Annotated in this window: 22 protein-coding genes; 2 read left to right on the top strand and 20 right to left on the bottom strand. The window is 54.7% G+C overall.

Going from position 1 to position 26,041, the window contains the following annotated elements:
* The first annotated feature begins 14 nt into the window (after positions 1–14).
* Positions 15–2,384, top strand: a complete 2,370-nt coding sequence (locus V6575_RS07790) for an ATP-binding protein (protein ID WP_340273689.1) — start codon at positions 15–17, stop codon at positions 2,382–2,384.
* Positions 2,385–2,401: 17 nt separating this feature from the next.
* Here the strand turns inward: V6575_RS07790 and V6575_RS07785 are convergent, their stop codons facing one another.
* The 5 genes from V6575_RS07785 to V6575_RS07765 all read right to left on the bottom strand — a co-directional run bounded on the left by V6575_RS07785 (position 2,402) and on the right by V6575_RS07765 (position 10,074).
* Entirely contained in the window at positions 2,402–5,416 is a 3,015-nt protein-coding gene (locus tag V6575_RS07785) for a bifunctional [glutamine synthetase] adenylyltransferase/[glutamine synthetase]-adenylyl-L-tyrosine phosphorylase (RefSeq protein WP_340273688.1), read from the bottom strand.
* A 45-nt stretch (positions 5,417–5,461) separates the two neighbouring features.
* Positions 5,462–6,877, bottom strand: coding sequence for a sensor histidine kinase (locus V6575_RS07780; RefSeq protein ID WP_340273687.1), 1,416 nt, complete (start codon positions 6,875–6,877; stop codon positions 5,462–5,464).
* Positions 6,861–7,547 (bottom strand): response regulator transcription factor, encoded by a 687-nt coding sequence (locus V6575_RS07775; RefSeq protein ID WP_340273685.1) that lies wholly within the window; start codon positions 7,545–7,547, stop codon positions 6,861–6,863. The genes V6575_RS07780 and V6575_RS07775 overlap by 17 nt, the downstream gene beginning before the upstream one ends.
* A gap of 185 nt (positions 7,548–7,732) precedes the next feature.
* On the bottom strand, positions 7,733–9,268 hold the full coding sequence (locus V6575_RS07770) for a Do family serine endopeptidase (RefSeq protein ID WP_422785546.1): 1,536 nt from the start codon (positions 9,266–9,268) through the stop codon (positions 7,733–7,735).
* A 155-nt stretch (positions 9,269–9,423) separates the two neighbouring features.
* Positions 9,424–10,074, bottom strand: a complete 651-nt coding sequence (locus V6575_RS07765) for a glutathione S-transferase (RefSeq protein ID WP_340273683.1) — start codon at positions 10,072–10,074, stop codon at positions 9,424–9,426.
* 230 nt (positions 10,075–10,304) lie between these two features.
* Here V6575_RS07765 and V6575_RS07760 point away from each other — a divergent pair, with 230 nt between their 5' ends.
* Entirely contained in the window at positions 10,305–11,339 is a 1,035-nt protein-coding gene (locus V6575_RS07760) for a DUF2336 domain-containing protein (RefSeq protein ID WP_340273682.1), read from the top strand.
* 12 nt (positions 11,340–11,351) lie between these two features.
* On the opposite strand, the gene V6575_RS07755 is transcribed toward V6575_RS07760, so the two are convergent.
* The 15 genes from V6575_RS07755 to V6575_RS07685 all read right to left on the bottom strand — a co-directional run bounded on the left by V6575_RS07755 (position 11,352) and on the right by V6575_RS07685 (position 26,027).
* The gene (locus V6575_RS07755; RefSeq protein ID WP_340273681.1) at positions 11,352–11,849 is read right to left on the bottom strand and encodes a cytochrome c-type biogenesis protein; all 498 of its coding nucleotides are present in this window, start codon (positions 11,847–11,849) and stop codon (positions 11,352–11,354) included.
* A gap of 4 nt (positions 11,850–11,853) precedes the next feature.
* Entirely contained in the window at positions 11,854–13,839 is a 1,986-nt protein-coding gene (locus tag V6575_RS07750) for a heme lyase CcmF/NrfE family subunit (protein ID WP_340273680.1), read from the bottom strand.
* 51 nt (positions 13,840–13,890) lie between these two features.
* On the bottom strand, positions 13,891–14,325 hold the full coding sequence (ccmE, locus tag V6575_RS07745; RefSeq protein ID WP_340273679.1) for a cytochrome c maturation protein CcmE: 435 nt from the start codon (positions 14,323–14,325) through the stop codon (positions 13,891–13,893).
* Positions 14,326–14,366: 41 nt separating this feature from the next.
* Complete coding sequence (ccmI, locus tag V6575_RS07740; protein ID WP_340273678.1) at positions 14,367–15,539, bottom strand: c-type cytochrome biogenesis protein CcmI; 1,173 nt, start codon at positions 15,537–15,539, stop codon at positions 14,367–14,369.
* Between the two features lie 140 nt (positions 15,540–15,679).
* On the bottom strand, positions 15,680–17,050 hold the full coding sequence (locus V6575_RS07735; RefSeq protein ID WP_340273677.1) for a hypothetical protein: 1,371 nt from the start codon (positions 17,048–17,050) through the stop codon (positions 15,680–15,682).
* A gap of 331 nt (positions 17,051–17,381) precedes the next feature.
* On the bottom strand, positions 17,382–17,819 hold the full coding sequence (locus V6575_RS07730; RefSeq protein ID WP_340273675.1) for an RT0821/Lpp0805 family surface protein: 438 nt from the start codon (positions 17,817–17,819) through the stop codon (positions 17,382–17,384).
* Between the two features lie 126 nt (positions 17,820–17,945).
* Complete coding sequence (locus V6575_RS07725; RefSeq protein WP_340273674.1) at positions 17,946–19,352, bottom strand: ATP-binding protein; 1,407 nt, start codon at positions 19,350–19,352, stop codon at positions 17,946–17,948.
* Positions 19,345–20,010 carry a response regulator transcription factor gene (locus V6575_RS07720; protein WP_340273673.1) on the bottom strand — a complete coding sequence of 222 codons (666 nt, stop codon included), beginning with the start codon at positions 20,008–20,010 and terminating at the stop codon, positions 19,345–19,347. Before V6575_RS07720 ends, V6575_RS07725 begins: the two co-directional genes overlap by 8 nt.
* 27 nt (positions 20,011–20,037) lie before the next feature.
* On the bottom strand, positions 20,038–20,301 hold the full coding sequence (locus V6575_RS07715) for a hypothetical protein (RefSeq protein ID WP_422785539.1): 264 nt from the start codon (positions 20,299–20,301) through the stop codon (positions 20,038–20,040).
* Positions 20,302–20,537: 236 nt separating this feature from the next.
* Positions 20,538–21,233, bottom strand: a complete 696-nt coding sequence (locus V6575_RS07710) for a helix-turn-helix transcriptional regulator (RefSeq protein ID WP_340273669.1) — start codon at positions 21,231–21,233, stop codon at positions 20,538–20,540.
* An 11-nt stretch (positions 21,234–21,244) separates the two neighbouring features.
* Complete coding sequence (locus V6575_RS07705) at positions 21,245–21,613, bottom strand: VOC family protein (protein WP_340273668.1); 369 nt, start codon at positions 21,611–21,613, stop codon at positions 21,245–21,247.
* Between the two features lie 121 nt (positions 21,614–21,734).
* Entirely contained in the window at positions 21,735–24,185 is a 2,451-nt protein-coding gene (locus V6575_RS07700) for a methyl-accepting chemotaxis protein (RefSeq protein WP_340273667.1), read from the bottom strand.
* Between the two features lie 214 nt (positions 24,186–24,399).
* Positions 24,400–24,804, bottom strand: a complete 405-nt coding sequence (locus tag V6575_RS07695) for a hypothetical protein (RefSeq protein ID WP_340273666.1) — start codon at positions 24,802–24,804, stop codon at positions 24,400–24,402.
* Entirely contained in the window at positions 24,801–25,016 is a 216-nt protein-coding gene (locus V6575_RS07690; RefSeq protein ID WP_340273665.1) for a hypothetical protein, read from the bottom strand. Before V6575_RS07690 ends, V6575_RS07695 begins: the two co-directional genes overlap by 4 nt.
* A gap of 42 nt (positions 25,017–25,058) precedes the next feature.
* Complete coding sequence (locus V6575_RS07685; RefSeq protein WP_340273663.1) at positions 25,059–26,027, bottom strand: glycoside hydrolase family protein; 969 nt, start codon at positions 26,025–26,027, stop codon at positions 25,059–25,061.
* Positions 26,028–26,041 lie beyond the last annotated feature (14 nt).

Here is a 26,041-nt window from a genome sequence, read left to right as displayed (position 1 = left end):
CGGGGCAACATCCGATGGCGCGGGCATTTGTCGGCAGCGCGTCCATGCGACGCTTTGGCAGAAACACAGCATCGAAGACAAGCAGGGCTGTCCTGACAGGCCACTTGCGCCTCATGGCACAACCGACCTATCAGAGACTGCTGCGGTCTGAACCGCTCATGCGTCGCGTTATTCCGTCCCTTTGCCTCATCTTCATTACCTGTCTGGCCGTATACCGTTTCCTGGAACTCACCTACGATTTTCAAGACACTTTAAATCAGGCACGCGATGAAATCGCCCTGACTGCAACCGTTGTCTCATCCGATCTGACTCATGAGGAAAGCGGTCTTCCAGAGCTTGGTTATCGATCCGCATTGCAGCGTGTTCTCGCGGACAGCCTACCTGCAGGAGCCACCAGCGATGGCCGCACATTCCTGGTTGCCGACAAAGACGGACTGATTGTTGCCAGTGCACCGCTTAGACCTCAGCTTGAGGGACGGCCCATCACGGACTTGTTTGGACCGTCACAGCCTCTGACCGTATTTGGTGCACGTGCTGGAGTGATGTCCCTCCCCGCTGTTATGGACGGAGCTGGAGAGGAGATCGACACATTGGCAACTGTTCATCACCTCGATGGACGGCTCGGCATGATTGCTGTCTTGCAGCCGGAAGCTGACATTTTTGCCGAATGGAAGCGCGACGTCTCCGCCAATGTGACCCTGTTTGTTGGAACTGCAGCAACACTGCTTGTGCTGATCTATGCATTCTTTGCCCAGTCGACTCGCGCCGAACAGGCCGATGACATGTATGCCGCCACCCGCACACGGATTGATGCTGCTCTCAATCATGGCAGATGCGGTTTGTTCGATTGGGATCTGTCGCGCGGCCGTATCTTCTGGTCATCATCGCTCTATGAAATTCTTGGGCGCGCGCCCAAGGACGACATTCTGTCTTTCGCAGAGGTCTCGTCCCTTACCCACCCTGACGACGTAGATCTTCTACAGCTGGCTGAAGAGCTTCTGGAAAAAGGCAATGGCAACATCGACAAAACCTTCCGCATGCGCCACGAGGACGGCCAATGGATCTGGCTACGAGCACGCGGTGAAGTTCAAAGCGAAGCAGGCCGCAGCGAGCCACATCTGATCGGCATTTGTCTTGATGTCACAGAGCAACACCAACTGGCCGAGCAAAGCCGTACAGCAGACCTGCGCCTGCGCGATGCAATTGAGACGATCTCAGAGGCCTTCGTTCTCTGGAATGCCAAGAACGAGCTTGTGATCTGCAACTCCAATTATCAGTCGCTGCATAATTTGCCAAACCACGCTGTTAAATCAGGTACGCCGTATCAAGAGGTCATGGCAGCAGCAGAGAATGGCGAGGTCAGTGGCCAGCCCGTCCGGATTAGCCATCGCAGCGACACGCCAAGCGGCAGCTATGAAGCCCAACTTGATGACGGGCGCTGGCTACAGATTTCCGAGCGCCGGACCAAGGACGGCGGCTTTGTCTCGGTTGGGACAGACATCACACCTTTGAAACTGCACGAAGAAAGGCTGATGGACAGTGAGCGCAAGCTCAAAGCCACAATCACAGACCTTCAAAAATCCCGTCAAACTCTGCAGATTCAGGCCAATCAGCTGGTGGAACTGGCAGACAAATACTCAACTGAGAAAACCAAGGCGGAAGATGCGAACCAGGCCAAGTCTGAGTTCCTGGCGAATATTTCCCATGAATTGCGCACGCCACTCAATGCGATCATCGGTTTCTCCGACATCATGAACCAGGAGATGTTCGGCCCACTTGGCACGGGACGCTACTCAGAATATTGCGCAGACATCCATAATTCCGGCACTTATCTGCTAAATGTGATCAATGACATCCTCGACATGTCGAAGATCGAGGCAGGCCGCATGTCGATCGACACAGAATCCGTTGATGCCGGGGACGCGGCCAAGGATGCCGTGCGCATCATCACAGCCACTGCCTCTGAAAAGAACATCTCAGTCAGCTCAGACGTAGAGCCGGAAGGCCTTCATATTGCAGCCGACCGCCGTGCCTTGAAACAGGTGCTGCTCAATCTCCTTGCCAACGCGGTGAAATTTACACCTGATGGCGGCGAAGTCCGGCTGGTTGCCCGGGCAGAAAAGAGGTTGGTTCGTTTTGAGATCATCGACACAGGTATTGGCATTTCCGACGCCGACATCGAACGCCTTGCCCGTCCCTTCATTCAGGTGGAAAACCAGTTCACCAAGACCCACAAAGGGTCCGGTCTTGGGCTTGCCATTGCCCGTTCTCTGGTCGAATTGCATGGCTCCAAGCTGGTGATCAGTTCGGAAGTCAGCAAAGGTACCACCGTCAGCTTTACATTGCCGCTGGGGACCAGCACAGGCTACAACGAAAACGTCTGAGATCAGGCAAGAGCTCATCACTTCGCCTCAACGACGACTTCCACCTTTCCAACAATTTCCTCGAATTTTGCCCGTACACCGGTCTGGATCTCGGCAAGCTCGAGTTCGAGGCGTGTGAGATCCGGGGAACCGGCGGCATGCAGCAGTAGATCCCGCACCCCACGGGGTGCCTCAGTGGGAACAAACTTGCCGTCAAGCGCCATGCGCAAAACCTGCGTCAAACGATGATAGAGCCGCAGCGCATGAAGCAGCTGATCTGCATCACCACTATTCAAAACGCCCGCATTTCGAAGATTCTGCAGCGCCTGATCGGTGCCTTGCACAAGAATTTCAGGATTGTCATGAGCATGGGCCAGCTGCAGAAACTGGGCAAGGAACTCGATATCAACAAGCCCGCCGGGGATCTGTTTCAGATCCCAGATGTCTTTGGTGCCTTTTTCCTTGTCGATCCGGGCACGCATGGACCGGACATCATTGGACAATTTGGTTCGATCCCGCGGCTTTGCCAATGTGCTCCTGAGATGCCCCTCGATCTTTTCGGCAAAGCCTTCGGAAGTTGCCGTGATGACCCGCGCCCGGGTCAGCGCCATATGTTCCCACGTCCAGGCACTTTTCTCCTGATAGGAGAGGAAGCCGTTGAGATTGGTTGCCAGAGGTCCGGCATTGCCTGACGGCCTCAGGCGGAAATCCACCTCATAAAGGCTTCCTTCAGCGGTTGGTGCCGACAGCGCTGTGACAAGCCTTTGGGTCAACCGAGTGTAATATTGGGTAATTGCAAGGGGCCGCGCACCGTCGGACTGAGTGACTTCCTCTGGCGCTTCATAGAGCAAGATCATGTCCAGATCGGAGGCGGCCGTCATTTCCCGCCCCCCCAGTTTCCCCATGGCGAGGACTGCGACCTGACCGCCCTGAACGACCCCATGGCTTTCGGCGACATGATCTTCAACTCGCGTCAAGATCCGGTCCACGACCACCTCGGCCAACCGTGCCAGAGCATGGCCCACCTTGTCGGCAGACAACGTATCGGAGACCAGCCTCAGGCCGATCAAGAAATATTGCTCCTGAGTAAAAATCCGCGCCCGGTCGAGCGCTTCTTCGTAAAAGCGAGACAGGGCCAATGTCCGATCTAGACCAACTATGAATTCAGCCGCACTCGGCATCGCCCCGAAGAAAGCAGGGTCAAGCACCGTATCGAGGACGTGCACCCGCCGCGAGACCGTTTCGGCCATGCGCGGTGCAGAGCCCATCACGGTGGCCAACAGGTTCAACAGCTCTGGATTGGACTTCAGCAGGGCGAAAAGCTGGACCCCGGCTGGCAGTTTGGCGAGGAAGCTGTCAAAGCCACGCAGCGCCGCATCTGCGTTGTCAGTCCCCGCCAATGCGGTGATCAGCACGGGATGAAGCTCAGTCAGGCGCTCACGCGCCTTGGTGGAGCGGGTTGCTGCATAGCGGCCAAAATGCCAGGCCTTGATGGTGTTTGCCGCATCAGCAGGCTTCTGAAAACCTAGGCCGGCCAAGGTCTCCAAAGTTTCCGGGTCGTGGTCATCGCCTGTGAACACAAGATTGCCCAGATCCGAAGACAGCTCCGGCTCATCTTCGAACAGATCAGCATAATGGCTTTGCACGCACCTGAGCATGCCCAGAAAGGCCTCCTCAAAGGCTTCATAACTATCAAAGCCCATTAAAAATGCGATCCGGGTCAGTCCCTCCTGGTCCTTCGGCAAGAGCTGGGTTTGCTCATCATTGAGCATCTGAATCCGGTGTTCAACATTTCGCAGAAACACATAGGCCTCGCGCAATTCGTCGCGCGCTTCGTCCTTGATCCAGCTGGTTTCCAGAAGGCCGTCCAACATATCGAGGGTACGTCGACCCCGAAGCGCCGGGTTTCGTCCGCCCGCGATCAACTGTTGGGTCTGGACGAAAAACTCAACCTCACGAATGCCGCCACGCCCAAGCTTCACGTTATGGCCAGCCACAGCGATCTTGCCATGCCCCTTGTGCATGTGGATCTGCCGTTTAATCGACTGAACATCCGCGATAGCCCCAAAATCCAGATACTTGCGCCAGACAAACGGCGCGATCTCGGCCAGAAAGGCATTGCCTGCAGCAATATCGCCAGCGCAGGGCCGCGCCTTGATCAGGGCGGCGCGTTCCCAGTTCTGGCCCAGAGACTCATAATAGGTCAGCGCAGCAGGCACCGACATGGCCAGCGGTGTGGCACCGGGATCAGGCCGCAGCCGCAGGTCGGTACGGAAGATGTAACCGTCTTCGGTGCGGTCTTGCATGATTTTAACCAAGCGGCGGGTCATCCGGACAAACTCCATTGGAGCCTCGCCGTTGCCGGTAATCGGCGTCATGTCTGGGTCGTAAAGTATGATCAAATCGATGTCTGAAGAGTAATTCAACTCCATCGCACCGTGTTTGCCCATTGCCAGTACAATGAAACCCGACTGTTTTTCAGGGTCGTCAGGATCGATTGGAGCAAATTTGCCCTTGTTGGCCAGATCAGTCAGGCAGAACCGAATGGAGGCCGAAAGGGCAGCATCGGCAAAGCCCGCCAGGCCGCCGGTCACCTGGTCAAGGTCCACAGCCCCGCCGATGTCGGCCAATCCGAGTGTCAACGCCAGGTCCTGCTTCAACAACCGCAGGTCCCGCATCAACGCGGCTTCAGTCTCGCTGCGTATTTCGCGCGCGTCCTTCAACAGTCCGGCAATGCGTTGCACCGGATCATCCTTCAGGATCGCACAGAGCCTCTCCGGGCGCATCAGACATAGATCACGAAGATAGGGTGCGTTGGACAGAACGCCGATCAGAAATGCTTCGAGATCCGGCTGCTCGGCAATCAAGTCCGCCAAACAATGGATTTCCTCTGACCCACCAACGTCATGGTTCCCTGAGGCAGCCACCGGCTTGGACAAAGCATCAGCCAAGAACATTTCGCCCTTATCGGGTTCAATGGCGCGCGGCAGCACCTTTAACGTCAGATACAGCGGATGGCTGATCTTTCCGTCCTGTATTGGTTCTTGCCCCATGATTGCCCCCATAGCCGCCTCAAAAATCGTTCTTTTGAGCCGTAATCACCCAGTTTCTACTGCCTTCTGCCCAGATGGCAGCAGATCAATATCAACGCCTAATCCAGGCGCTGCGTCTTGCAAACGGAGCGTCCCGCCATGCAAACGTGCAATAGCCTGGACAAGACTTAAGCCCAATCCATAGCCTGGCGCTGACCGGCTCGCATCAAGACGCACAAAACGACCCGTTACCCGCTCGACATCATCGCCTGCGATCCCCGGACCATTGTCGCGAACGGATAGAACAATACGTTCGTTTTTCAATGCTGCCCTAATTGAGATTACCGGAGCGCCTTCCTCCGGTCGCCCGTATTTCAACGCATTTTCAATGAGGTTTACGATCACCTGAGCAATCAGGTCGCGGCTGCCAATCACTTCGGCAGGGCCTTCGACTTCAAAGGTTAGACGTCCCCCCTCATCCTCGACCAACGGTCCATAGAGGTCGGCCATTTCTTCGATTACGGCCTTGAGGTCGAAAGGCTCCATGCCCGCTTCGGGAGACATCGCCTCGACCCGGGCAATGCGCAACAGTGCGTCAAAAATTCGGATCAGATTGTCACTGTCTTCAATGGTAGCTTCCAGCGCTTCACAGTACTCAATCGCCGTGTTGCCAGAGCTGGCGCGCAGGGCCGTCTCCACCCTGGTGCGCATCCGGGTGAGTGGCGTCTTCAGATCATGCGCAATATTGTCGGTGACATTCTTCATGCCCTGCATCAAAAGTTCGATGCGTTCCAACATGTCATTAAGATTGGTCGCCAACCTGTCAAACTCATCGCCGTTGCCCGCAACTGGCAAACGCCGGGACAGATCGCCATGCATGATTGTCTGGCTGGTGGCTGCGATCCCATCGATGCGTTTCATCACCCGGCGACTGACAAACAGCCAGGTCGCCCCGGCCATCACAACCACAGCCGTCAGCCAGAAGCGCAAGGCACCGGACAGGATGGCTGAAAATCTAAGTTGCTCCCCGAGATCTCGTCCGACCAGTAGCCGGAAACCGCCGCGCAATTCAAAGATACGCACCAGTGCTTCACGCTGGACTTCACCGCCGGATTCCAAACGGTCATACTTCATGCGCCGGACATCACCATCGGCTTCATCAAGAACGATTGTTGGCAGGCGGGAAATGTTGCCAACAATGGAGTTGCCAGCAAAGTCGACGAGCAAATAGAGGCTTGCATCAGGTCGTCTGGCACGGCGCTCGATGCTGGACACCAGCCCGCGTACCCCACCGCGCAAATACTCATCGGACAGTCCCGCGATTTCCGCATCCACCGTCTGGACGATCTGGCTCGACATCAGATCAGTGGTGTTACGGGAAATATAGATGAGCAGGAAGCCCGACAGGCCGCTGAAAACCGCTGTGTAGAGCAACAACAGCTTGAAGGCTGTCGTTCTCAGGATTCTAGTCAGTCGTGTCACGGATCGAATACCCCGCGCCGCGGATCGTGTGCAGGAGAGGTTTGTCAAAATCCTTGTCGATCTTACCCCTCAACCTTGAAATATGCACATCAATGACATTGGTCTGCGGATCAAAATGATATTCCCAAACGTTCTCCAACAACATGGTTCGGGTCACGACCTGTCCTGCATGCTGCATAAGATACTCAAGCAAGCGAAATTCACGCGGCTGAAGCGGAATATCCGTCTCGCCCCGACGACATGAATGCGCCAGACGGTCAAGACTGAGGTCACCGATCTGATAGCTAGTCTCAATGTCACCGCCAACCTTCGGACGTCGCGCCAGAGCTTCAACACGGGCCAGAAGTTCCGTGAATGCATAGGGCTTGGGCAGATAGTCGTCACCGCCAGCTTTCAACCCGGTCACCCGATCATCAACCTGCCCCAAGGCAGACAGGATCAGAACAGCTGTCTGGTTTTCAGCCTTGCGCAGCTCTTCAATGACCGACAGGCCGTCCCGCTTGGGCAGCATCCGATCCACGATCAGAACATCGTAGGCACTGGCCAACGCCATTTCGAGGCCAACTTCACCGTCACCGGCTTGATCAGCAACATGACCAAGTTCTTTAAGGCCCTTGGCGAGATAAGCCGACGCTTCGACGTCGTCTTCGATAATGAGAATCCGCAACATGACCTCCTTATAAGGAAAATGGATACCAAAAGACAGTGAAACACCGACGGCGGATCCGTTTCCGAATCCGCCGTCAGATGCCTCGACAAGTTCCAACCAGAATGGGGGGCAAACTTTGCTGGAACATTCCCGAGCCATTTCAGACCAAGATCAGGGGCATTGACCTTGCTCTGAGAAACTGCCCATCAGCCGATTTTGATCGGCAATGCGACGAAGCGGGTATTTTCGTTGCTTTCCAGGCGGAAGAGCGCAGCTTTACGGCCATTTTCCTCAGCGCCCTTGAGGGCACCAACCACATCCGTTGGACTTTCAACTTTCACACCGGCGACTTCAACGATGCGATCACCAGGGCGCAGCCCCTTTTCGGCAGCAGGGCCTTCGTCAGCCACCTCGGCGACAATCACACCAGGGCCTTCAAGGCCAGCTTCCTCGGCAGTCACCAAGGCAAGGCCAAGATCATCAAGGCTTGTGCGTTCAGGTGCCGTCAGTTCAGCCGCCGCAACCTTGTTGCTATCTTGCAGCTTGCCAAGCGTGACATCAATTTCCTTTTCCTTGCCATCACGCCACACGGCGATCTCAACCTTGGTGTCAGGGTCATAGGCAGCGATGATCTTGGAGAGTTCACGTGGGCCCTTGACCTTGGATCCGTCGACGGAGAGGATCGTATCGCCAGCTTCAAGACCAGCTTTTGCCGCCGGGCCGTCTTCAGGAACGCTGGAGACGATCGCACCAGAGGCATCATCCAGGCCAATGCTTTCAGCAATATCGTCGGTCACATTTTGTATGTGAACACCCAACCAGCCACGCACGACCGAACCGTCATTCTTCAGATCGCCGATGACATTTGTTGCCGTTGACGCAGGAATGGCAAAAGCGATGCCGACATTGCCGCCGGATGGCGAGAAGATGGCTGCGTTCACGCCAATAACTTCGCCTTTCATGTTGAAGGCTGGGCCACCGGAATTACCGCGGTTGACCGGCGCATCGATCTGAATGAAGTCATCATAGGGACCAGCGCCAATGTCACGACCGCGTGCAGACACAATACCGGCAGTCACAGACCCGCCAAGGCCAAACGGATTGCCGATTGCCACGACCCATTCCCCCACATGCGGGGCATCGTCTGCAAACTTCACATAAGTGAATTCCTTGTCAGCATCGACCTTCAGCAGTGCCAGATCTGTCCTTTTGTCAGCGCCGATCAGCTTTGCATCATATTCCTTGCCGTCGTTCATCACGACGGTGAATTCAGTACCCTTGTCGATGACGTGATGGTTTGTCACCAGATAACCGTCTTCAGATATAAAGAAACCGGAACCTTGCGACATGCCATACTGACGAGGCTTACGATGCTGCTCGGAGCCGTTGCCTTGCTGGCCCTGTTGACCGAACTGGCGGAAGAAACGCTGCAGCGGATGATCTTGAGGCATGTCGCCAAAAGGTCCACTAGAGTTGCCACCATCAAAATTCATCATTTTCGGCTCAACAGCCTGCTTGACGCGGACACTGACGACAGCTGGTTGAACCGCCTGAACAACTGGAGAGAAGTCAGCTGGACCCTGTACATCAATCTTGACCGGATCAGCGAACGCAAACTGATTTGGAACGAGTGTCTGTACCGAGAGGACACCGGCAGTACCCAACACCATAGCACCGGCCAGAAGGCGGGCACGGCGCGAACGCAAGCGGCGGGGAGCTTCGACAGTTTCACGAATATGCATCATTTAAAGTCCTCTAGTGACAACAGGTCAGAATTTCTCAGGGGCGATTGCTTCGCGGGGAAGAAGCATCTCGCCCTGTCACGTCGGACTATGGGGTGCGCTGCCTTACGGCTATCTGTCAGCCAGGTTAAGCTTTTGTAATTTTGGGAAGTGACTCAAGCCGGGAAAATCAGTGGCTCATCACCGGACTGCCATGGCACATATTTCGGCATGGTCTTAGCAAAGCGATCACTATTCTCAAAAGCTACAAGCCAGGAAATCAATCGTGGCCAGTCCTGTGCCTTGAACCACTCTCGATCAACATTGGCAAACTGACGCAGGAAAGGCAGGAAGGCATAATCTGCCAGGCTCGGTCTTGCTCCGAAGAGCCACGGCGTTGCCTGAAGCCTGTTTTCCAGCTCATGCAATATGACAGAAGCGGCTGAGCGTTCGGTGTCTCTGGACAGTTCCGGATAGCGGGTATCGTATTTGTAGCGGTCCAGATGGCGTTTGAAATCACCGTCCAACCGATTGATCAGGGCAAGCATTTGAGGCAGCGTTCCCGCCGCAGGTGTCAACCACCCTTCCGGGTCAGATTGCCGTAACGCCCACAGCATGATGTCAAGACTTTCATCTACGGGATCCTGACCTAAAGGCACAAGGCAAGGCACTGTTCCGGACGCAGATGCTTCCAAAAACTCTGATGCCTTGTCGCGTAAAAGTACTTCGCGCAGGTGCGTATGCACACCGCTGGATAAAAGCGCCAGACGAGCCCGCATGGCATAGGGGCACCGGCGAAAAGAATATAGAATTGGCAAATCAGGCATGGATTGGATGTCCGACATCAGCACGCTGTCGTCAAGTCTACAGACGCTTTCTTGCCAAGTACTCCATACTAAATACAAACGTCCCCTGATCTCGGAATTTATTCAATTCTCAACCATTGCATATTTAAACTACATTCCAACTGATTACCTCTGTTTCAGAACACCTCATTGAAAACAGATGTATTTTGCCTTTAACCCCAGCTTACAGGGCATCTACGGAATTTGATACAATGCTCGACGCACTGATCAATCAGGTGAAAGACTGCTCTGAAACAAAACGGCAAAAATTTGCCGACCAGGTTTCAAAGCACTTTACTGATCGCGCGCATTTAAATCGTCCGGAAGAAATCTCCACCTTCAACAACCTTTTGGACGGCGTCTACGACGAGCTTGACACGGACGCCAGGGAGACACTCTCCAAGCGGCTCGCAAGCCTCGACGCAGTTTCCCCCGACCTCGCATTCAAGCTGGCGAATGATGAAGCGCAGGTGGCTGCGCAAATGCTGCGTCAAACCCGAGTCCTGAGCGATGACCAATTGATCAGCATTGCAGAGACCAAAGGCCAAGAGCATCTACTTGCCCTGTCAAAGCGGGAATACATAAGTCCCAGCCTGAGCAGAAAGCTGATCGAAAAGGGCAATGCTAAGGTCAAGGAATCTATTGCGGTCAACATCGGCGCAGATATCAGCAAGGAAGAAATAGAAGAGCTTATCAAGTCACTGCCCTCGGAGTTGGGCAATAAAATCCGCCATCTGCGAAAATCAACTGAAGACCTGATCCAGGAATTATTTCGCGATATGAGCGATATCATGACTGGCGCAGAACTGGTCAAACGCGAATCCAGAATTGACATCAAGCAGTGGCTGACGGGCATACGGCAAGGTCATGTCACGCTGAACAAGGCGATATCGCAAATTGCGCTAGAGAAAAACCTCTACGATCTGGCAAGCCTTCTGTCTGTTGTCACAGGCATCAACCGAAGCTATGTCGCCAATTTGATGGTCCGCTACGATTCTACCGGGATTTCTGTTCTATGCCGTGCAATGGGCGTTCACGACGGAGAGTATTCGGCCATCTGTAAAGCACGCTGTGCGCACTTGAAGTTCCCATCAACGACCGGCAACAAATGGGTGACGAACTACCACGTTCTGGACCCGGCTGACGCCAAACGCATGATGGATGTTCTCAGAGCGAAACTGAAAGCCGCAAACAAAACGGTAAAAGACCGTCCGAATGAATTCGCATCATCGCGGGTGACCGGATAGTCTTGCAAGACATCACGTTAGGTCATCATTCTTTGCCAGAAGCAAATCCAACTTCCGCTGTTCTTCAGGACTGAGAGGCGCTGTTTCCTCTGTAAATACAGGCGTATTACGCCTCTTGATGCGCATGAACAGCCAAATCAGACCGAACAGAAGGACCAATGGTCCAGCGGCCCAAAGGATCAGGTTGTGCCAGGCGAACCTTGGTTTCAGCAGCACAAACTCACCGTAACGCGACACCAGATAGTCCACCACCTGCGCATCAGAATCTCCGGCAGTCAGCCGCTCGCGGACCAACACACGCAAGTCCTTGGCAAGAGGTGCATCACTGTCATCAATCGATTGGTTTTGACAGACCATGCAGCGCAGGTTCGCAGACAGTGCGCGCGCTCTCGTCTCCAACACCGTGTCATCAAGTACCTCATCCGGCGTGACCGCGAATGCGATCCCGCCAATTGGCCCGATCACAAGAAACAAGGCTGTCAAAGCTGCCAGCAAAGATTTTAAACGCATCCGCCTACTCCGCCGCCTGAGGTATCGCAGCACTTCGGCGTGCAGGTTTGGGCGCGCCAACTCTCAGCCGCCTGTCTGCAATCGAGATCAAGCCACCGAAGGCCATGACCATGCAGCCAAGCCAAATCAAAGTGACAAGCGGTTTGAAATAGACACGAACATCAACGCCGCCGCCGTCTCGGCCTTCTCCCAGCGAAAGATACAGCTGTGAAAAGCCCGAAGTGAGGATCGCCGCCTCCGTGGTCGGCATCTGGCGGGCCGTGTAAAATCGCTTGGATGGATCCATCTTGGCCACCACATTGCCGCCGCTTCGCACCGTGAAATGCCCCACATCCTCGCGGTAATTGGGGCCCTTACGCGGCACTGCACCATCAAAAGTAAGCTGATACCCCGACAACTCAATCATGTCGCCTGGCTTCATCGTCATGATGCGTTCTTCTTGGAAAGCCGAGGCCGTCACGATGCCAAGCACAGTCATGCCAACACCGAAATGCGCGATGGTCGTTCCCCAGGCAGAACCAGGTTGACCTTTGATCCGAGCAAGACCACGCACCAACCCAATTTCAAAGATTTTGACACGCGTCAGCATCTCCACCACAGCACCGGCCATCACCCATACGGCAAGGCCGACGCCAAGAGGCGCCAGAACGCGTTCAAAGCCCCATAGCCACAACGTGAAGAGACAGGCAAGGATCGCCAGTCCGAAGGCTGCATACAGCCGCTGTAATGCAGCCAGTAGATCGCCGCGCTTCCAGGCCAGAACGGGCCCAAAGGGAACCGCGATCAACAGTGGGATCATCAGTGGACCAAAGGTCAGATTGAAAAACGGCGCACCGACGGAGATTTTCTCGCCTGTGATCGCATCCAACGCCAATGGGTAAAGCGTGCCAACGAAAACGGCTGCGGTGGCTGCGGTCAGGAACAGATTGTTCAAGACCAGCGCGCCTTCCCGGCTGATTGGTGCAAACAGGCCACCTTGCTTCAACATCGGCGCGCGCCAGGCATAGAGTGCCAACGAACCGCCAATGAAGATGCACAGCAGCACCAGAATAAACACCCCGCGCGCTGGGTCCGTGGCAAAGGCATGCACACTGGTCAACACGCCAGAGCGCACCAGGAAAGTACCGAGCAAAGACAGCGAGAAAGTGAAAATGGCCAGAAGGACGGTCCATATCTTCAAGGCCTCCCGCTTTTCCATGACGATGGCTGAATGCAGCATGGCTGTGCCGGCGAGCCACGGCATAAACGACGCATTCTCAACCGGATCCCAGAACCACCAGCCACCCCAGCCGAGCTCATAGTAAGCCCAGTAGGATCCCATCGCTATACCCGCAGTCAGAAAGACCCAGGCCAGCAAGGTCCATGGGCGGACCCAACGCGCCCAGGCAGCATCAATGCGGCCCAGGATTAGCGCAGCAACGGCGAAGGAAAATGTAATCGAAAAGCCGACATAGCCGATGTAGAGCATGGGTGGATGGATCGCCAGACCGATGTCCTGCAGGATCGGGTTCAGGCCATTGCCTTCCATGGGCGGCTGCCCGATGCGGTTGAACGGATTGGACGTTGCCAGAATAAACAGCAGAAATCCCGCAGTAATCCAGCTTTGCACAGACAGGGTTGCTGCTCGCAAGGGGGCGGGAATATTGGCCCCGAAAAAGCCGACCAGGGCGCCAAAGAACACCAGGATCAAAACCCAAAGCAGGATCGAACCTTCGTGGTTCCCCCAAACGCCCGAAATCTTGTAGATCAGCGGCTTGGCCGAGTGGGAGTTCTCCCAAACGTTAACTACGGAAAAATCTGAAGTCAGATAGGCAATGGTCAAAGCAGCAAAGGAAATCGCGACAAGCACAAACAGCGCGACGGACACCGGCGGCGCACTTGCCATCAAGCGATTGTCTTCTCTCACGGCTCCCACCATGGGAACAACCGACTGCACAATCGAGAGAATAAAGGCCAGTACCAGAGCGTAATGTCCAAGTTCAACGATCATCTTTTTCTTCTCTCGTACGAGCCAACAGCGTCACACAGGCCAGTGGGCGACTTAGTCACCCTGCCAGACCCCTTGCGCCTTCAGCGCATCAGCAACTTCCTTGGGAACGTAATTCTCATCGTGCTTGGCAAGCACATTGTCGGCGACGAACACCCCGGCCGGATTGATGACGCCCTCTGTCACGACACCTTGCCCTTCACGGAACAGGTCCGGCAAAATGCCTTTGTAGATCACAGAAACCACATTGGCGGTATCAGTGACCCGAAAGCTGACGTTGGCATCATCGGAGCGAACAACGGAGCCTTCTTCAACCAAGCCACCAAGACGGATGCGCTGACCATGGGGAACTGCTTTTTCGGCAATATCCGTCGGGCTCTGAAAAAACACGATCTGATCATTCAACGCATACAGAATAAGCCCGACTGCGATCGCCAGAACAGCTCCTCCTGTCCCGATCATGGTCAGACGTCTTTGTTTTCTTGTCATTTAGTTCGCGTCCGTTTCCTCTCATCGAAAGCCCCTATCCCTCAAGAGCCTTCGATACCTGCCTCTTCAGCCATCTCATTGATCTGCGCCAAGGCCGGTGCATCATCTGCAAATGCCTCACGCGCCTGGGTCAAGGCTTCAGAAGCCTTTTCTCCACGCCCCATCACCGCATAGGCCCGGATCAAGCGCTGCCATTCCTCCGCAGAGCCGCCTTCGCTCTCCAAACGCGCAGCAAGCCCCTGCACCATACCAGAGATCATTGCCATGCGATCCTGCACCGTCATGTCCTGTGCCGCCGCAATATCTTCTGTGCTTGGGCCGGGAGCCATGGTCGGCTCTGACGTCTTGGCTCCTCCGCCAAGCTGTCCGGCCAACTGTGTCCCTGTAAGCTTGGCCAATTCGCCCTGCGCAACCTCAACCCAGGCTTCACTGGGATCCGCTCCATCCAGAAGACTTGACCAGGCAGCTATCGCTTGTTCCGATTTACCCTCTTGCCCCAAAGCCAATGCCAAAAAGAAACGCGCCTTCACTGCACCTGGATCCAGGGCAACCGCTCGTTCGAACGCAGCATGAGCGCCAGAACCAACAATTCCGTCATTGGCCACTGTCAAGGCTTCGCCCAAATCAGTCTCCAGCTTTGGCGTACTGCCCAGAAGCCGAATGGCATTGCCATAGGCCGTAGCAGCAGCGTCAGGGTTCCCCATCCTCATATAGACCGGAGCCACCACGTTCCAACCCTGCCCATCCTGCGGATTTTCAGCCAAATGGCGTTCAACACGCGCAACGAGGACATCAATAGACTGGTTCTCAACTGGAGCAGACAAACGCGCATGCAAGGGTTGATCAGGGAATTCCGGGGAGCCGATAGCAAGATACAGGCCGACCGACCCCAATGGCAGGACCACAAGCGCAAGCAGCAAGACCATGCGCAATGGCATCAAACTTGTCGTGGCAGCACGCTCTTGATCCTTACGCGCATCTGCTGCCAAAAGCCGCCGGGCGATTTCAGTACGCGCGGCTTTTGCGGCCTCCGGATCGATCAATCCACGTTCGAGATCACGCTCGACTTCAGCAAGTTGTTGGCGATAGACGGCTGCATCGCCGCTCTCGTGTGAGTGTTCAGCTTCGCTCATGCGCGCGGCTTTCGCCATTGGCACAAGAATAGACAAAGCTGTAACGGCGGTCATTGCCGCAATAAGGATCCAGAACATCATGAAGGCATTATAAAACCTGCCAACGTCAGGAAGGCAAGCTAACGTCTGTGTGACCAGCCGTCGCGGTACGCCCAACAATCGTAAAACTGGCTAATTTTAATACCTTGGTCTTAGGGAGCGACCCCTATCCACTTCAATTTTTAACGACGCGCAGGCAGGGGGACAGCAGGTTTCCGGACACCTTTTACCACCGTTGGCCGAAGGCTACCTGCCTCCGCGTTTTCGGCACCTATCGCGTTTTGTCGTCTGCGCCGCAATTGCTGAGCATAATCCCCGCCGAAGTAGATTTCAGACAGCATGATGGAAACATCAACCGCCGCCAACTGCGCTTCGCGTTGTTTTCCCTCAGTCTTATGCAAATCACCGATCAGCCCGCGTGTCACAATTTCAAGCGTTTGCTCGACCGTTTGGCGCGTACGCTCGCCAATATCGTTGACCGCGAATGTCTGCGAGGCATTCCGGACCATGACAACGACACGAAGGGCCCGTACAGCCTCATCAATCGCTTTTGTGTCAATTTCAAGCTTGCCGTTATCGCCAAAACCAGGGATGCGCATGGATCGACGAACTGCACCAAGCGCGTTTTGAAGCTCGCTTGTCACGATACCTGAGATGTCTTTCTTCGTATCAGACATCCGCGTTTGCCAGCCTCTCGCCTGAGACAGATCCATATCGAGTTCGACCCCACGTACAAGGCTGTGGTAGTCCGACAATGCCTGTGAAAACGCGACAGGGTCCGGATTGTTGTTGCGATGGTCATGGGCCAGAACATTCAAACGCTCGGCCTCACTCAGAACCACTTCAACAAAAGGGGCAAAAGGCGATGAGCTTATAGCGCGCGGATCATCCGTGCGCGCAAGACGGCTGGCAAAAGAACACAGTGAAGATGGCGTATCAGCACGATCCAGCAAGGCTGCTGCCACAACGGAGATATGATCGGGGAACCTCTCTGAAGCCTTTTCGACCATCTTGAGAACTCCACTGCCGTTTTTCAGGCGTTCGTCATCAAGAGAATCGGGAAAGGCACTCAGAAACGGCATCAACCACCCTTCGGCAGCGAAAATCTTATTGATGTCTTTCAGGTCTGCGATGCCGCGTTCGCCGCCAACTTCCATACCAAGACGCCGACGCTCCTTGTCCGATCTCTCGATCGAATGCAACACGTCGCCAATTGCTTCCACAGACCGCCTGCGCAGGCTTTTCACCAGCGATTCCATGCGCTCTTCACTGACAGTCTTTTGCTGAACCAGCTTCACAAGGCTATTCACGTCGGCTGTCAGAACATCCCGGCCAATCCACTGCCAGACACGATCTAGAACAGGTCGATGCACCCGACCTTCCTGCTTGGTCGGCAATTGCTCGTTGACCAGGAAATTTTCCAAAGGCAAGAAGAACAGTCTCTGGATATGATCTTGTCTCGGCACACCATTCGACAAGTCTTCTTTTTCAGGATTTGGCTTGCGAAGAAACTCGACGGACGCGGCCAAGATCAGGTTGGCATGTGCGTCCACGGCCCCTGCACTACGGGCCCTTTCAAGATTACGGACAAGACTTTTCACAGCCCGCGGAGAAAGCTCTTGCAGATAACTTCGGATTTTGTCGTTAACAATCGCGTTTTCTAGCATTTTCCGCAAACATGAACACAGGTTTCGACGGCTCACGATAGCTGCAGAACTTTAAACAAAGGTTGAGGAATGGGCACCCTTTGCCTTTGGCTGCCCATAAAACGAAAGCGCGGCAAAGGCTTACGCAAATCAGCCCAAAGCTGAAGTGTTAAAACGGACATCACAAGTCAACGGACGAGACCAGCTAGCAGAAAATAATAAATTCAATGCAAAAGAGCTAGCTGAGCGTTTTCCAGGAACCGTTTTCCTGTCGGCAAGCGGTTCCGCGTGCCGACAGTGGCGCGCCATTCAAAACCATTTCGTGGGTAAATTCACGACAAGCGGTATCATTCACCTGATAGATCGCACCGGGACGCACGCGCCCGCTGTGTCCGGTTTCCTCGTTTTGCCATGACACTGATGCGCCAACCCCTTTGGAGCGCAACGCCTGTTTCTGAGCATCAGCAACAGCCTTGTGATCAGATTTATCCAGCGCCTGGCCAAACTCATTGTTCACAAGCACAGAAATCGCGGTGCTGGCCTCACTCTCGGAAACTGTTGAGGAGCTTGCCCCATACTGACTATCCCAAAGGCCCTGACTTCCGCCGGACATGGAATTGCATCCAGCCAAGCTGATCATCAAGAAAAACACAAAAGGGATAATCCAGATCCGCATCAATCGCTCCGTCGAGAAAGTCCGCCAACCAATTTGAAAGGTTCAGCGTAACGGTTAATATACGGATATTTTAAGGACGCACTACGCTTATGTCTGTGTTGGAAGTCACATTTACGTAACGCAATGTTACACTGAAGGAAGAACCAACCTGGCACGAAGCCCGCCTAGATTAGACCGGTCCAGCTCAAGGTATCCGCCATAAAGGCCTGCCAGATCAGCTACAATAGACAATCCCAATCCTGTTCCTGGCACGGTTTCATCCAAACGCTTGCCGCGTTTGACAGCCTCCCGGCATTCGCTCTCGGACAAGCCGGGGCCGTCGTCTTCAACGACGATCTGAAACAATTCGCGCGCGGTCTCTCCGCTTTGCAATAAGCTGACATTGACCGACACTGAAGACCTTGCCCATTTGCAGGCGTTGTCGAGAAGGTTGCCGGTCAACTCTTCCAGGTCCTGCTGTTCTCCACGAAAGTGGAGGCCGGCTGGCGGTGCATCAGCCAGCCCGACATCCCGCTCTCGATAGATCTTTGACATGGCACGCACAAGGCGTCCCAAAACCGGTTCGACCTCACAGGACACACCAATCACCCTGCGCTGCGCCGCCATGCGTGCGCGCTCAAGATGATGCTGGATCTGGGTCGACATGACTGCCGCCTGCTCGGACACCTTGTCTGCAAACGGCCCGGTTTCAGTGCGTGCTTCATTGGTAATGACGCTGAGTGGCGTCTTGAGACCATGGGCCAGATTTCCCACGTGGGTCCGGGAACGTTCAACGATCTCCCGGTTGGAATGGATCAGCGCATTGAGTTCGACTGCCAGAGGAGCCAATTCAACTGGCAGATCCTCATCAAGTTCTTCCGCCTCACCCCGGCGAACTTCCCCCAAAGAAGACCTCAGCCGGGCCAAAGGTCTCAGACCGATCCGTACCTGAAGAAAGACGGCCCCGACCAGCCCCGCACCGAACACAACCAGTGTCAGGATGACCTGCTGCGCGAATTCTCGAATGTCTGCCCGGAAGCCAGCAGTCTTCGCTGCGACAATAATGACATAGTCCTGGCCAGCAATGCCGATGCGTTTCTGCACGACCCGGATCTCTTCACTGCCTGGCCCGACGCTGAATGTGCTTTGACTCTCCTGATCACCCAGAGGCGGCACGGACAAGGGATCTCCCACGAGAGACGAAGAGGCAAAGAGAACCGTCGTGCCGTCAGCTTTTGCGACCGTCCAGTACCAGCCGGACAGAGGCAGGGAAAATCGGGGATCATCCAGATTCTCGGGCGCACTTATACCCGCATCATTACCAGCGGCCGGGTCCGGCACAATCTCGGCCAGAATCAACTTCACATAGACGTCGAGCTGAGCATCAAAGGAGCGTTCGCTCGCAGACTTATAAAGCTCCACAAGGATAAAGCCGGCGACGGCCAGGGACAGCACCGACCAGATGGCAGCCACGAAGACCAATCGCCCTGACAGCGAGCGTTGCCTGCGCAAAAATCTTGAAACGATACTTTGGCCGTCTGCCTCACTAGTCAACGGGCGCTCCCAGACGGTACCCAAGACCGCGGATTGTCTCGATCATATCCGATCCGATTTTCTTGCGCAGGCGACCGACGAAAACCTCGACAGTATTGGAATCGCGGTCAAAGTCCTGCTCGTACAGATGTTCGGTGAGTTCTGTGCGGGAAATGACCTTGCCCTGATGATGCAGCAGATAGGACAGAAGACGGTATTCATGAGAGGTGAGCTTGACCGGATTGCCGTCGTGGGTCACCCGCCCTGCCCTCAGATCAAGCCGGACCAGCCCGCAGGTGATTTCATTGGAGGCATGGCCAGCTGCCCGGCGCACCAATGCCCGCACGCGGGCCAGCACTTCTTCCATGTGAAACGGCTTGGCGACATAGTCATCCGCGCCCGCATCGATTCCGGCCACCTTGTCGGACCAGCGATCCCGAGCAGTCAAAATCAGCACAGGCATAGACCGCCCGTCGCGGCGCCAGCTTTCCAGAACGGACAGACCGTCCAGTTTAGGCAGGCCCAAATCAAGCACCACTGCATCGTAAGGCTCTGTATCGCCGAGGAAATGTCCTTCCTCTCCGTCGAACGCTGTATCAACCGCATAGCCAGCTTCGCCCAGCGCTGTCACCAGCTGGCGATTGAGGTCTGCATCATCTTCAACAACCAGCAAGCGCATGTAAAACCCTGCAATTAGAACACTAAATTACCGACTGGCATTCAGAACCTTGGTCTGAACCTGGCCACCCACCAGCACTGAGAGCCGGTAGACATATCGGCCACCTTCAATACAAAGCTGCGCCTTGACGATTTCGCCACCAGCGGCCCCTTTCATGGAGCCCAGAGATGCCGCCTTGCCACTGGCAACGGCCTGACGCGCCTCACCTTGTGACAGGCATTGCGCACTGGCGGTCGAAACAGACAGGGCTGCAAACAGACATATGGCAAAACTACGTTTCAACAGAACCACCCTCTGATCTTTCTGACGCCGTGGATTGCAAAGTCAAACGCAGATGCTCCAATTGGACATTGAGAATCGACGCTTTCACTTCATCCTAGAGCACGTTGTATCAACTCTGAACTGAACACGACATGAATGAGGGAGCAAGAGAATCCGATTGCCAATTGAACGCAAGCATACTCTCAAAGAGCCAGCTCGCAATCAGGCAGCCCTGATTGACTGTTCTAATCAGACGAACGGACCCATTAACTGCGGCCATGCCCCTTTGATCCCATATTGCGATAAAAGTCCTTGAGCGTCTTGCCAGGTTCCGGGCGAAATGTATCTCCCGCTTCCCGGATGGCACCGATACGATCAAGCCGGAACATCCGAAAATCCTCGCGCAGTTCACACCAAGCCACCAGGGTCCAGACCTTGCCCCAAAACCACAGCCCCAGAGGGCGGACAGAGCGCTCGGACAGCGCTCCTGCGCCATCGCGATAATCGAGTGACAAACGTTTCCGGCCATCGCTTGCCGCTTCCAGAAGATCAATCCTGCTGCGCACATCTGGCGTCATTTCCGATGCAATGGCATGGATTTCGACGGTGCTTGTTTTCTCCCGTAGGGTGTCGGGCAGCACGGCGTCGATCTTGATCAAGGCCTCTTCCGCAGCCCGGGCCATATCGGCCCCACCCCAGGCCAGGATCAAACGAGCCCCGGCAATCAGGGCGACAATTTCATCGCGGGAAAACATCAGCGGCGGCAGGTCGAAGCCAGAGCGAAGGATGTAGCCGACCCCCGCCGCCCCATCGATCGGTACACCGGAAGACTGCAAGTCGGCAATGTCGCGGTAAATCGTACGCTCAGACACCTCCAGCCAATCGGCCAACTGACGGGCACGGACAAGCCGACCGCCGCGCAGATACTGCACAATCTGGAACAAGCGGTCGGCACGTCTCATTTCACATCTCCTCAGGCAGAGAAGAGTCCAATGGAATTGCCATCAGGGTCAAGACAATAGGCAAAGCGACCAACGGGAATCGTGATCGGATCGGACACCACTTCACCGCCCGCCCCGACCAGCCGCTCCATAGTTGCCTCCAGCGCATCCGGACAAGCAAGGTGCACCGTAGGGCCGGTACCACGAACCGGCGGTTTTCCCGGGTAAAGGTGACCGGCACTGCCCCCGTCCTTGACCGGGAACATCGCGATGGGATTAGGGCCCATCTCGACTTTCTCCATGCTGGTCAGAAAGACATCGTTGTAAAAGGATATTGCCTTGTCGAGGTCTGTCACCGGCAATTCGATCCAGACGGTAAAATTATCAGGCTTGAAACTCATTCGTGTATTCTCCTGTCAAAAAAGCGACAGGTGAAAAATGGCATAGCCCTCCTGACAGCATTCTGTCAGGAGGGTTTTCCAAATTTGCAAGGTCCTTGGACCTTGCCGATGAATTCACGACCTATGCTGCAAGCGACATATCGCTCTCTGCCAAAGCCTCAATGAATTGGACACCAATGCCTTGATCGGTTTCGCGGACCACCTTGGCGCTTGAGCGTTTGCCATTGTGGAGCATAATTGTCACCGCATCGCCGGGCTTCATACCGCCAGCACCGGCAATCTCAACACCAACGATCTGGGCACCATGACGGCTGATATCGATAATCTCCGCATCGCAGGCTTTGCCCGAATGATCGATAAGCTGAACCTTCAGGGACGTGGGAATTCTCAACTCACGCCTTTGATCTTCCACCTCGCGTGAAACATCATCGAGGAAAGCCTCAATCTGAGATGCCAATTCGTTGTTGGCTTCAGCAACCAAAGTGGTCGTTGAACTGACGGAATTGCTCTCGTTGCGGCTACGTTCGATGGCAGCAGCCACTTCAGACATACTGGCTGAGGCGCTTTCTGTACCTTCCGCAGCAACGCGGGCCGACTGGGCAATTTCATTCGTGGCAGCCTGCTGCTCTTCAACAGCTCCGCCTACCGAGGTGGTCAGGGCGCGAATTTCATTGACCTTCTCCGTGATGTCCGTGATCGAGACCGCAGCTTGCTCAACAGAGTTCTGAATGCCCTCGATACGACCCGAGATCTCATTGGTAGCCTTAGAAGTTTGCTCGGCCAGATCCTTGACCTCTGATGCGACCACTGCGAAACCACGCCCAGCTTCTCCAGCACGAGCCGCCTCAATCGTGGCATTCAGGGCCAGGAGATTTGTCTGTTCGGCAATGTCCCGGATCAGATTGACCACGCTGCCAATATGTTGGGCTGCCTCCGACAGGGCCGCGACATTTTTGTTGGTCGCGTCTGTCGCGTTCACGGTCTCTGTCACAATCCGGCTGGTTGAATCCGTCTGAGTGGCAATTTCCTTGACAATACTTGTCATTTCTTCAGTAGCACCAGCGACAGAGGCCACGCTGTCTGATGCACTAGAGGAGGATGTGCTGGCCATGCTTGACTTGCTGTCGAGTTCCTCAGCAACGTCCAGCAAAACGCTGGAGCTCTGGCGCATGACATCCATCTGGGACGTCACGGACGACAACTTGTCGGACATCACAGCTCGGAAAGTCTTGATCACATGTTCAAGGTGACCCTGTCGCTGGCGCTCACGATCACGTTCCTTGATAGCCTGGACCTCCAGCTCTTTCCTTTGAAGCGCATTTTCCCGGAACACATCGACAGCATCGACCATTTCGCCGATTTCATCCTTGCGACCGGCCATGCCGAGATTAAAATCAGTATTGCCGTTCGCAAGCTTGTTCATAGCTCCAACGACCGCCTTGATCGGATTGACGATGGACCGAGATACCACCAATCCGAAGACTGCGGCCACGATCAGAAGGCCGAGGCCAACAAGCAACATCTTGTTGCGCAGCGCGTAGATAGCTCCATATGCTTCTTCATATGTCTGCATGGCGACAATCGCATAATGTACACCGCGATAGTCAAATTTTACGGCTTCCACGTCCATCAGCTCACCGCGATACAATTCATCATAGCCAAACGCATCACCTTCCGCGAAAGCCCGGCGCACCACATCCGTATCCACTTTCGTCTGCAAAATATCATTGACGTCAGCAGTGCTCGGCGAATCATTCCGCATCAAAAGATCTTCGCCGACCAGCGCCAATTCCCCCGTCTTTCCAAGGCCCAAGTTATGGGACATCAGGCTGTTGATCCGATCAATCGGCATCTGGAAAACCAATACTCCGACAGTCTTTCCACCATGATCATGGATGGCGTGAGCCATAAAACTGGCCGGCGCGTCATAACTTGGCGCGTAGGGGCTAAAATCACGGAATGTAATCGCAAGTTTATCTTCAGCAACAAGTGCCTCACGATAGACAACCCCAAGATCCGTGGCTGCCCATTTTCCGCCAGACTCATTAAAGTTCGTCGCATAATCCAGCTCTTTGAAAACCGAGTAGACCAGATTTCCCCGCGTATCGAACAGGAAGACGTCATAATAGCCTTCCGCTTCCTGAAACTGATGGAACCAGGGATGATACTGAGCATGGATGGCATCATAGCCTGTGCCTGTCTTCGCATCGACAAGGTTCTGCTTTTCCCCGGTGGGGTGCGGATTGTCGGTGATATAGGCTTTCTGAAGTTCGACTTCCGGATTTCCGCCTAGCTCTTCCCAGGCCTTCCACTCCGCAGAAAAATCCTGCACGGCAGACACTGTTCCAGGATGCTCGGCGATCAGGACCAACTGGTTTTCAATGACATTGAGATAATCGCTCATCTCAGTTCTGGCCGTTTCAGCGGCAGCGAGCATTCGCTGTTTGGTCAATTCATTAAGGCTGTTGCGAGCCGTAATGAAACTGGAAACACCAATACCAGTTCCGACCAACGCGGCAATGCCAACCATCAATAAAGACACTTTTGCTGACAAGCGTAATTTATCAAACATTCTATATCCCCTGAACACAGGCATCCTTGCTTGTCAGAAAGATAAAAACATAAACATTAACCAAATCACACCAAATGAAAGCAATTGTCGAAATACAATCAATAAATACAATAAAAGAATTATAATCATATTATAAATAAACAAACTATTGTTTTATTTTACATTAGATTCAGCCACAAGAACTAGTTAAAACTGTCCATGCCACTCATTTCCCTTACTGGCGACGTTGTAAGAATATCGACCTTGTCACGCTCTTTGCGCCATCAACGAGAAACAGGCTTGTGACGATAGCCCCGCCCCAATCTCGCAAAACCGGCACCTCGGAAATCGACCAGTTCAGGTGAAAAACACTATCGAAACAGACTGCTGCCCACCACAGAGCGAGTGGCAAGACAAAGGCCAGACGCCCCAAGCGTCCAGCGGAGAGAAAAGACCCGCTTTCGGCGATTAAAACCTTGCGTGCCTCCGCTCGCGCTTGAATTTCAGCGCTTATTTCCTTGACTGCAATATCGGCATTTATTTTGTCGCGCGCCACGACGCTTTCAAGCCGACGCTCTGCATGGACCAGCAAACGATCCAGCACCGAACCGGACAGCCAGGTCAGGATCATACTGATCATGACGGAGCCCTTCCCTTACGCCAACCGGCACGCTCGGTCGTTAAATGACGTAGGATAATATTCGCCACACCAATGACGAGAACAACAAGTGGTACGGAATCTGACGGCAAGATCATCTGCCAATCGACACGCATCAGGTGTTCTGTCAATTGAGCAAGGATAGCCACAAGGCCAATCCCGCCATTGAACAGAAGGGTTTTCCAACCGGACATGTCTGGCTCCAGAGTTTGAGAACTGAATTGAAGATGCGAAGCTCAGCGGCTGCCAGAACCTGACCGCCAGCCCATCAGAGCAAGCAAAGCCCCCACCCGGGAGCTGAATTCACGCATCAGCCACAGATGCCACCGTGCGCGCCACAAAACCGGCCATCTCCCCCGGTAGCGCCAAAGCCAGCTCACAGCGAAAACACCAAAAGCCAGCCCCAGGCCAACCCAAAACACCATCGACCAATTCAATCCTGCCGTTCCTGCAACCGTTGCCGAGACAAGCCCAACACCGGCAGCAGTGCTCCGCCCAGCCCCGCGCTCTGTTATTCTTTGCAAGGTGGCGCGAGTGGCAGGACCAATCCGGCCATCAATCGCAAGCGGGGGATGATCGCGCTGAAATTCCAGCACCGCCTTGCGGGTTACGGGACCATCAAGCCCATCAGCAGGTCCGGACTGATAGCCGAGATCTGCCAATTTCGTCTGTGCCTGCTTCAACGCCGGATCCGGCTTGGCTGACGACCTCAAATCCGACAGGGGCCCAAACTCACCTGACATGATGACATTTGCCTCGTCCTGACGCCGACGCACAAGGCCCGGCAGACGACGCCCCCCTGCCGTCGTGCCGGTTTTGGCCAGCAATTTCGCCGACAGCGCAACATCGCCGCCCTTCAGGGCCTTGGCCCATTTCCAGGTCAGGGCGCGTGGTCCAAGATTATAAACCACCGAAACGCAGGCATCGAACCGCGCCTGATCGAGATCGGGCAAGGCCTGCTCCACCGGAGGTCCGTATTCCTCGTCCAGCAGCGTCACCAGCAGACGATTGGCCTCTTCCCGGCTCAAGGTATCGCCCAGTTTCAAAGACCTGCCGAAGCGTGTGCGCCACCAGCCCGCAAAGATCCCGGATCGCATGGTGAAGCCATAGCCAATGGTCACAATGCCTGCAGGATCCAGATAGGCACGAGACACGAAGCCTTCGTGAGACGCCAGAAAAGCCAACCCTTTTTCACTTACGCGCATGGCAATCACTCCTC

This window comes from Roseibium algae (assembly GCF_037783265.1).
Classification (GTDB): Bacteria; Pseudomonadota; Alphaproteobacteria; order Rhizobiales; family Stappiaceae; genus Roseibium; species Roseibium algae.
This window is presented reverse-complemented; position numbering and strand designations above follow the sequence as displayed.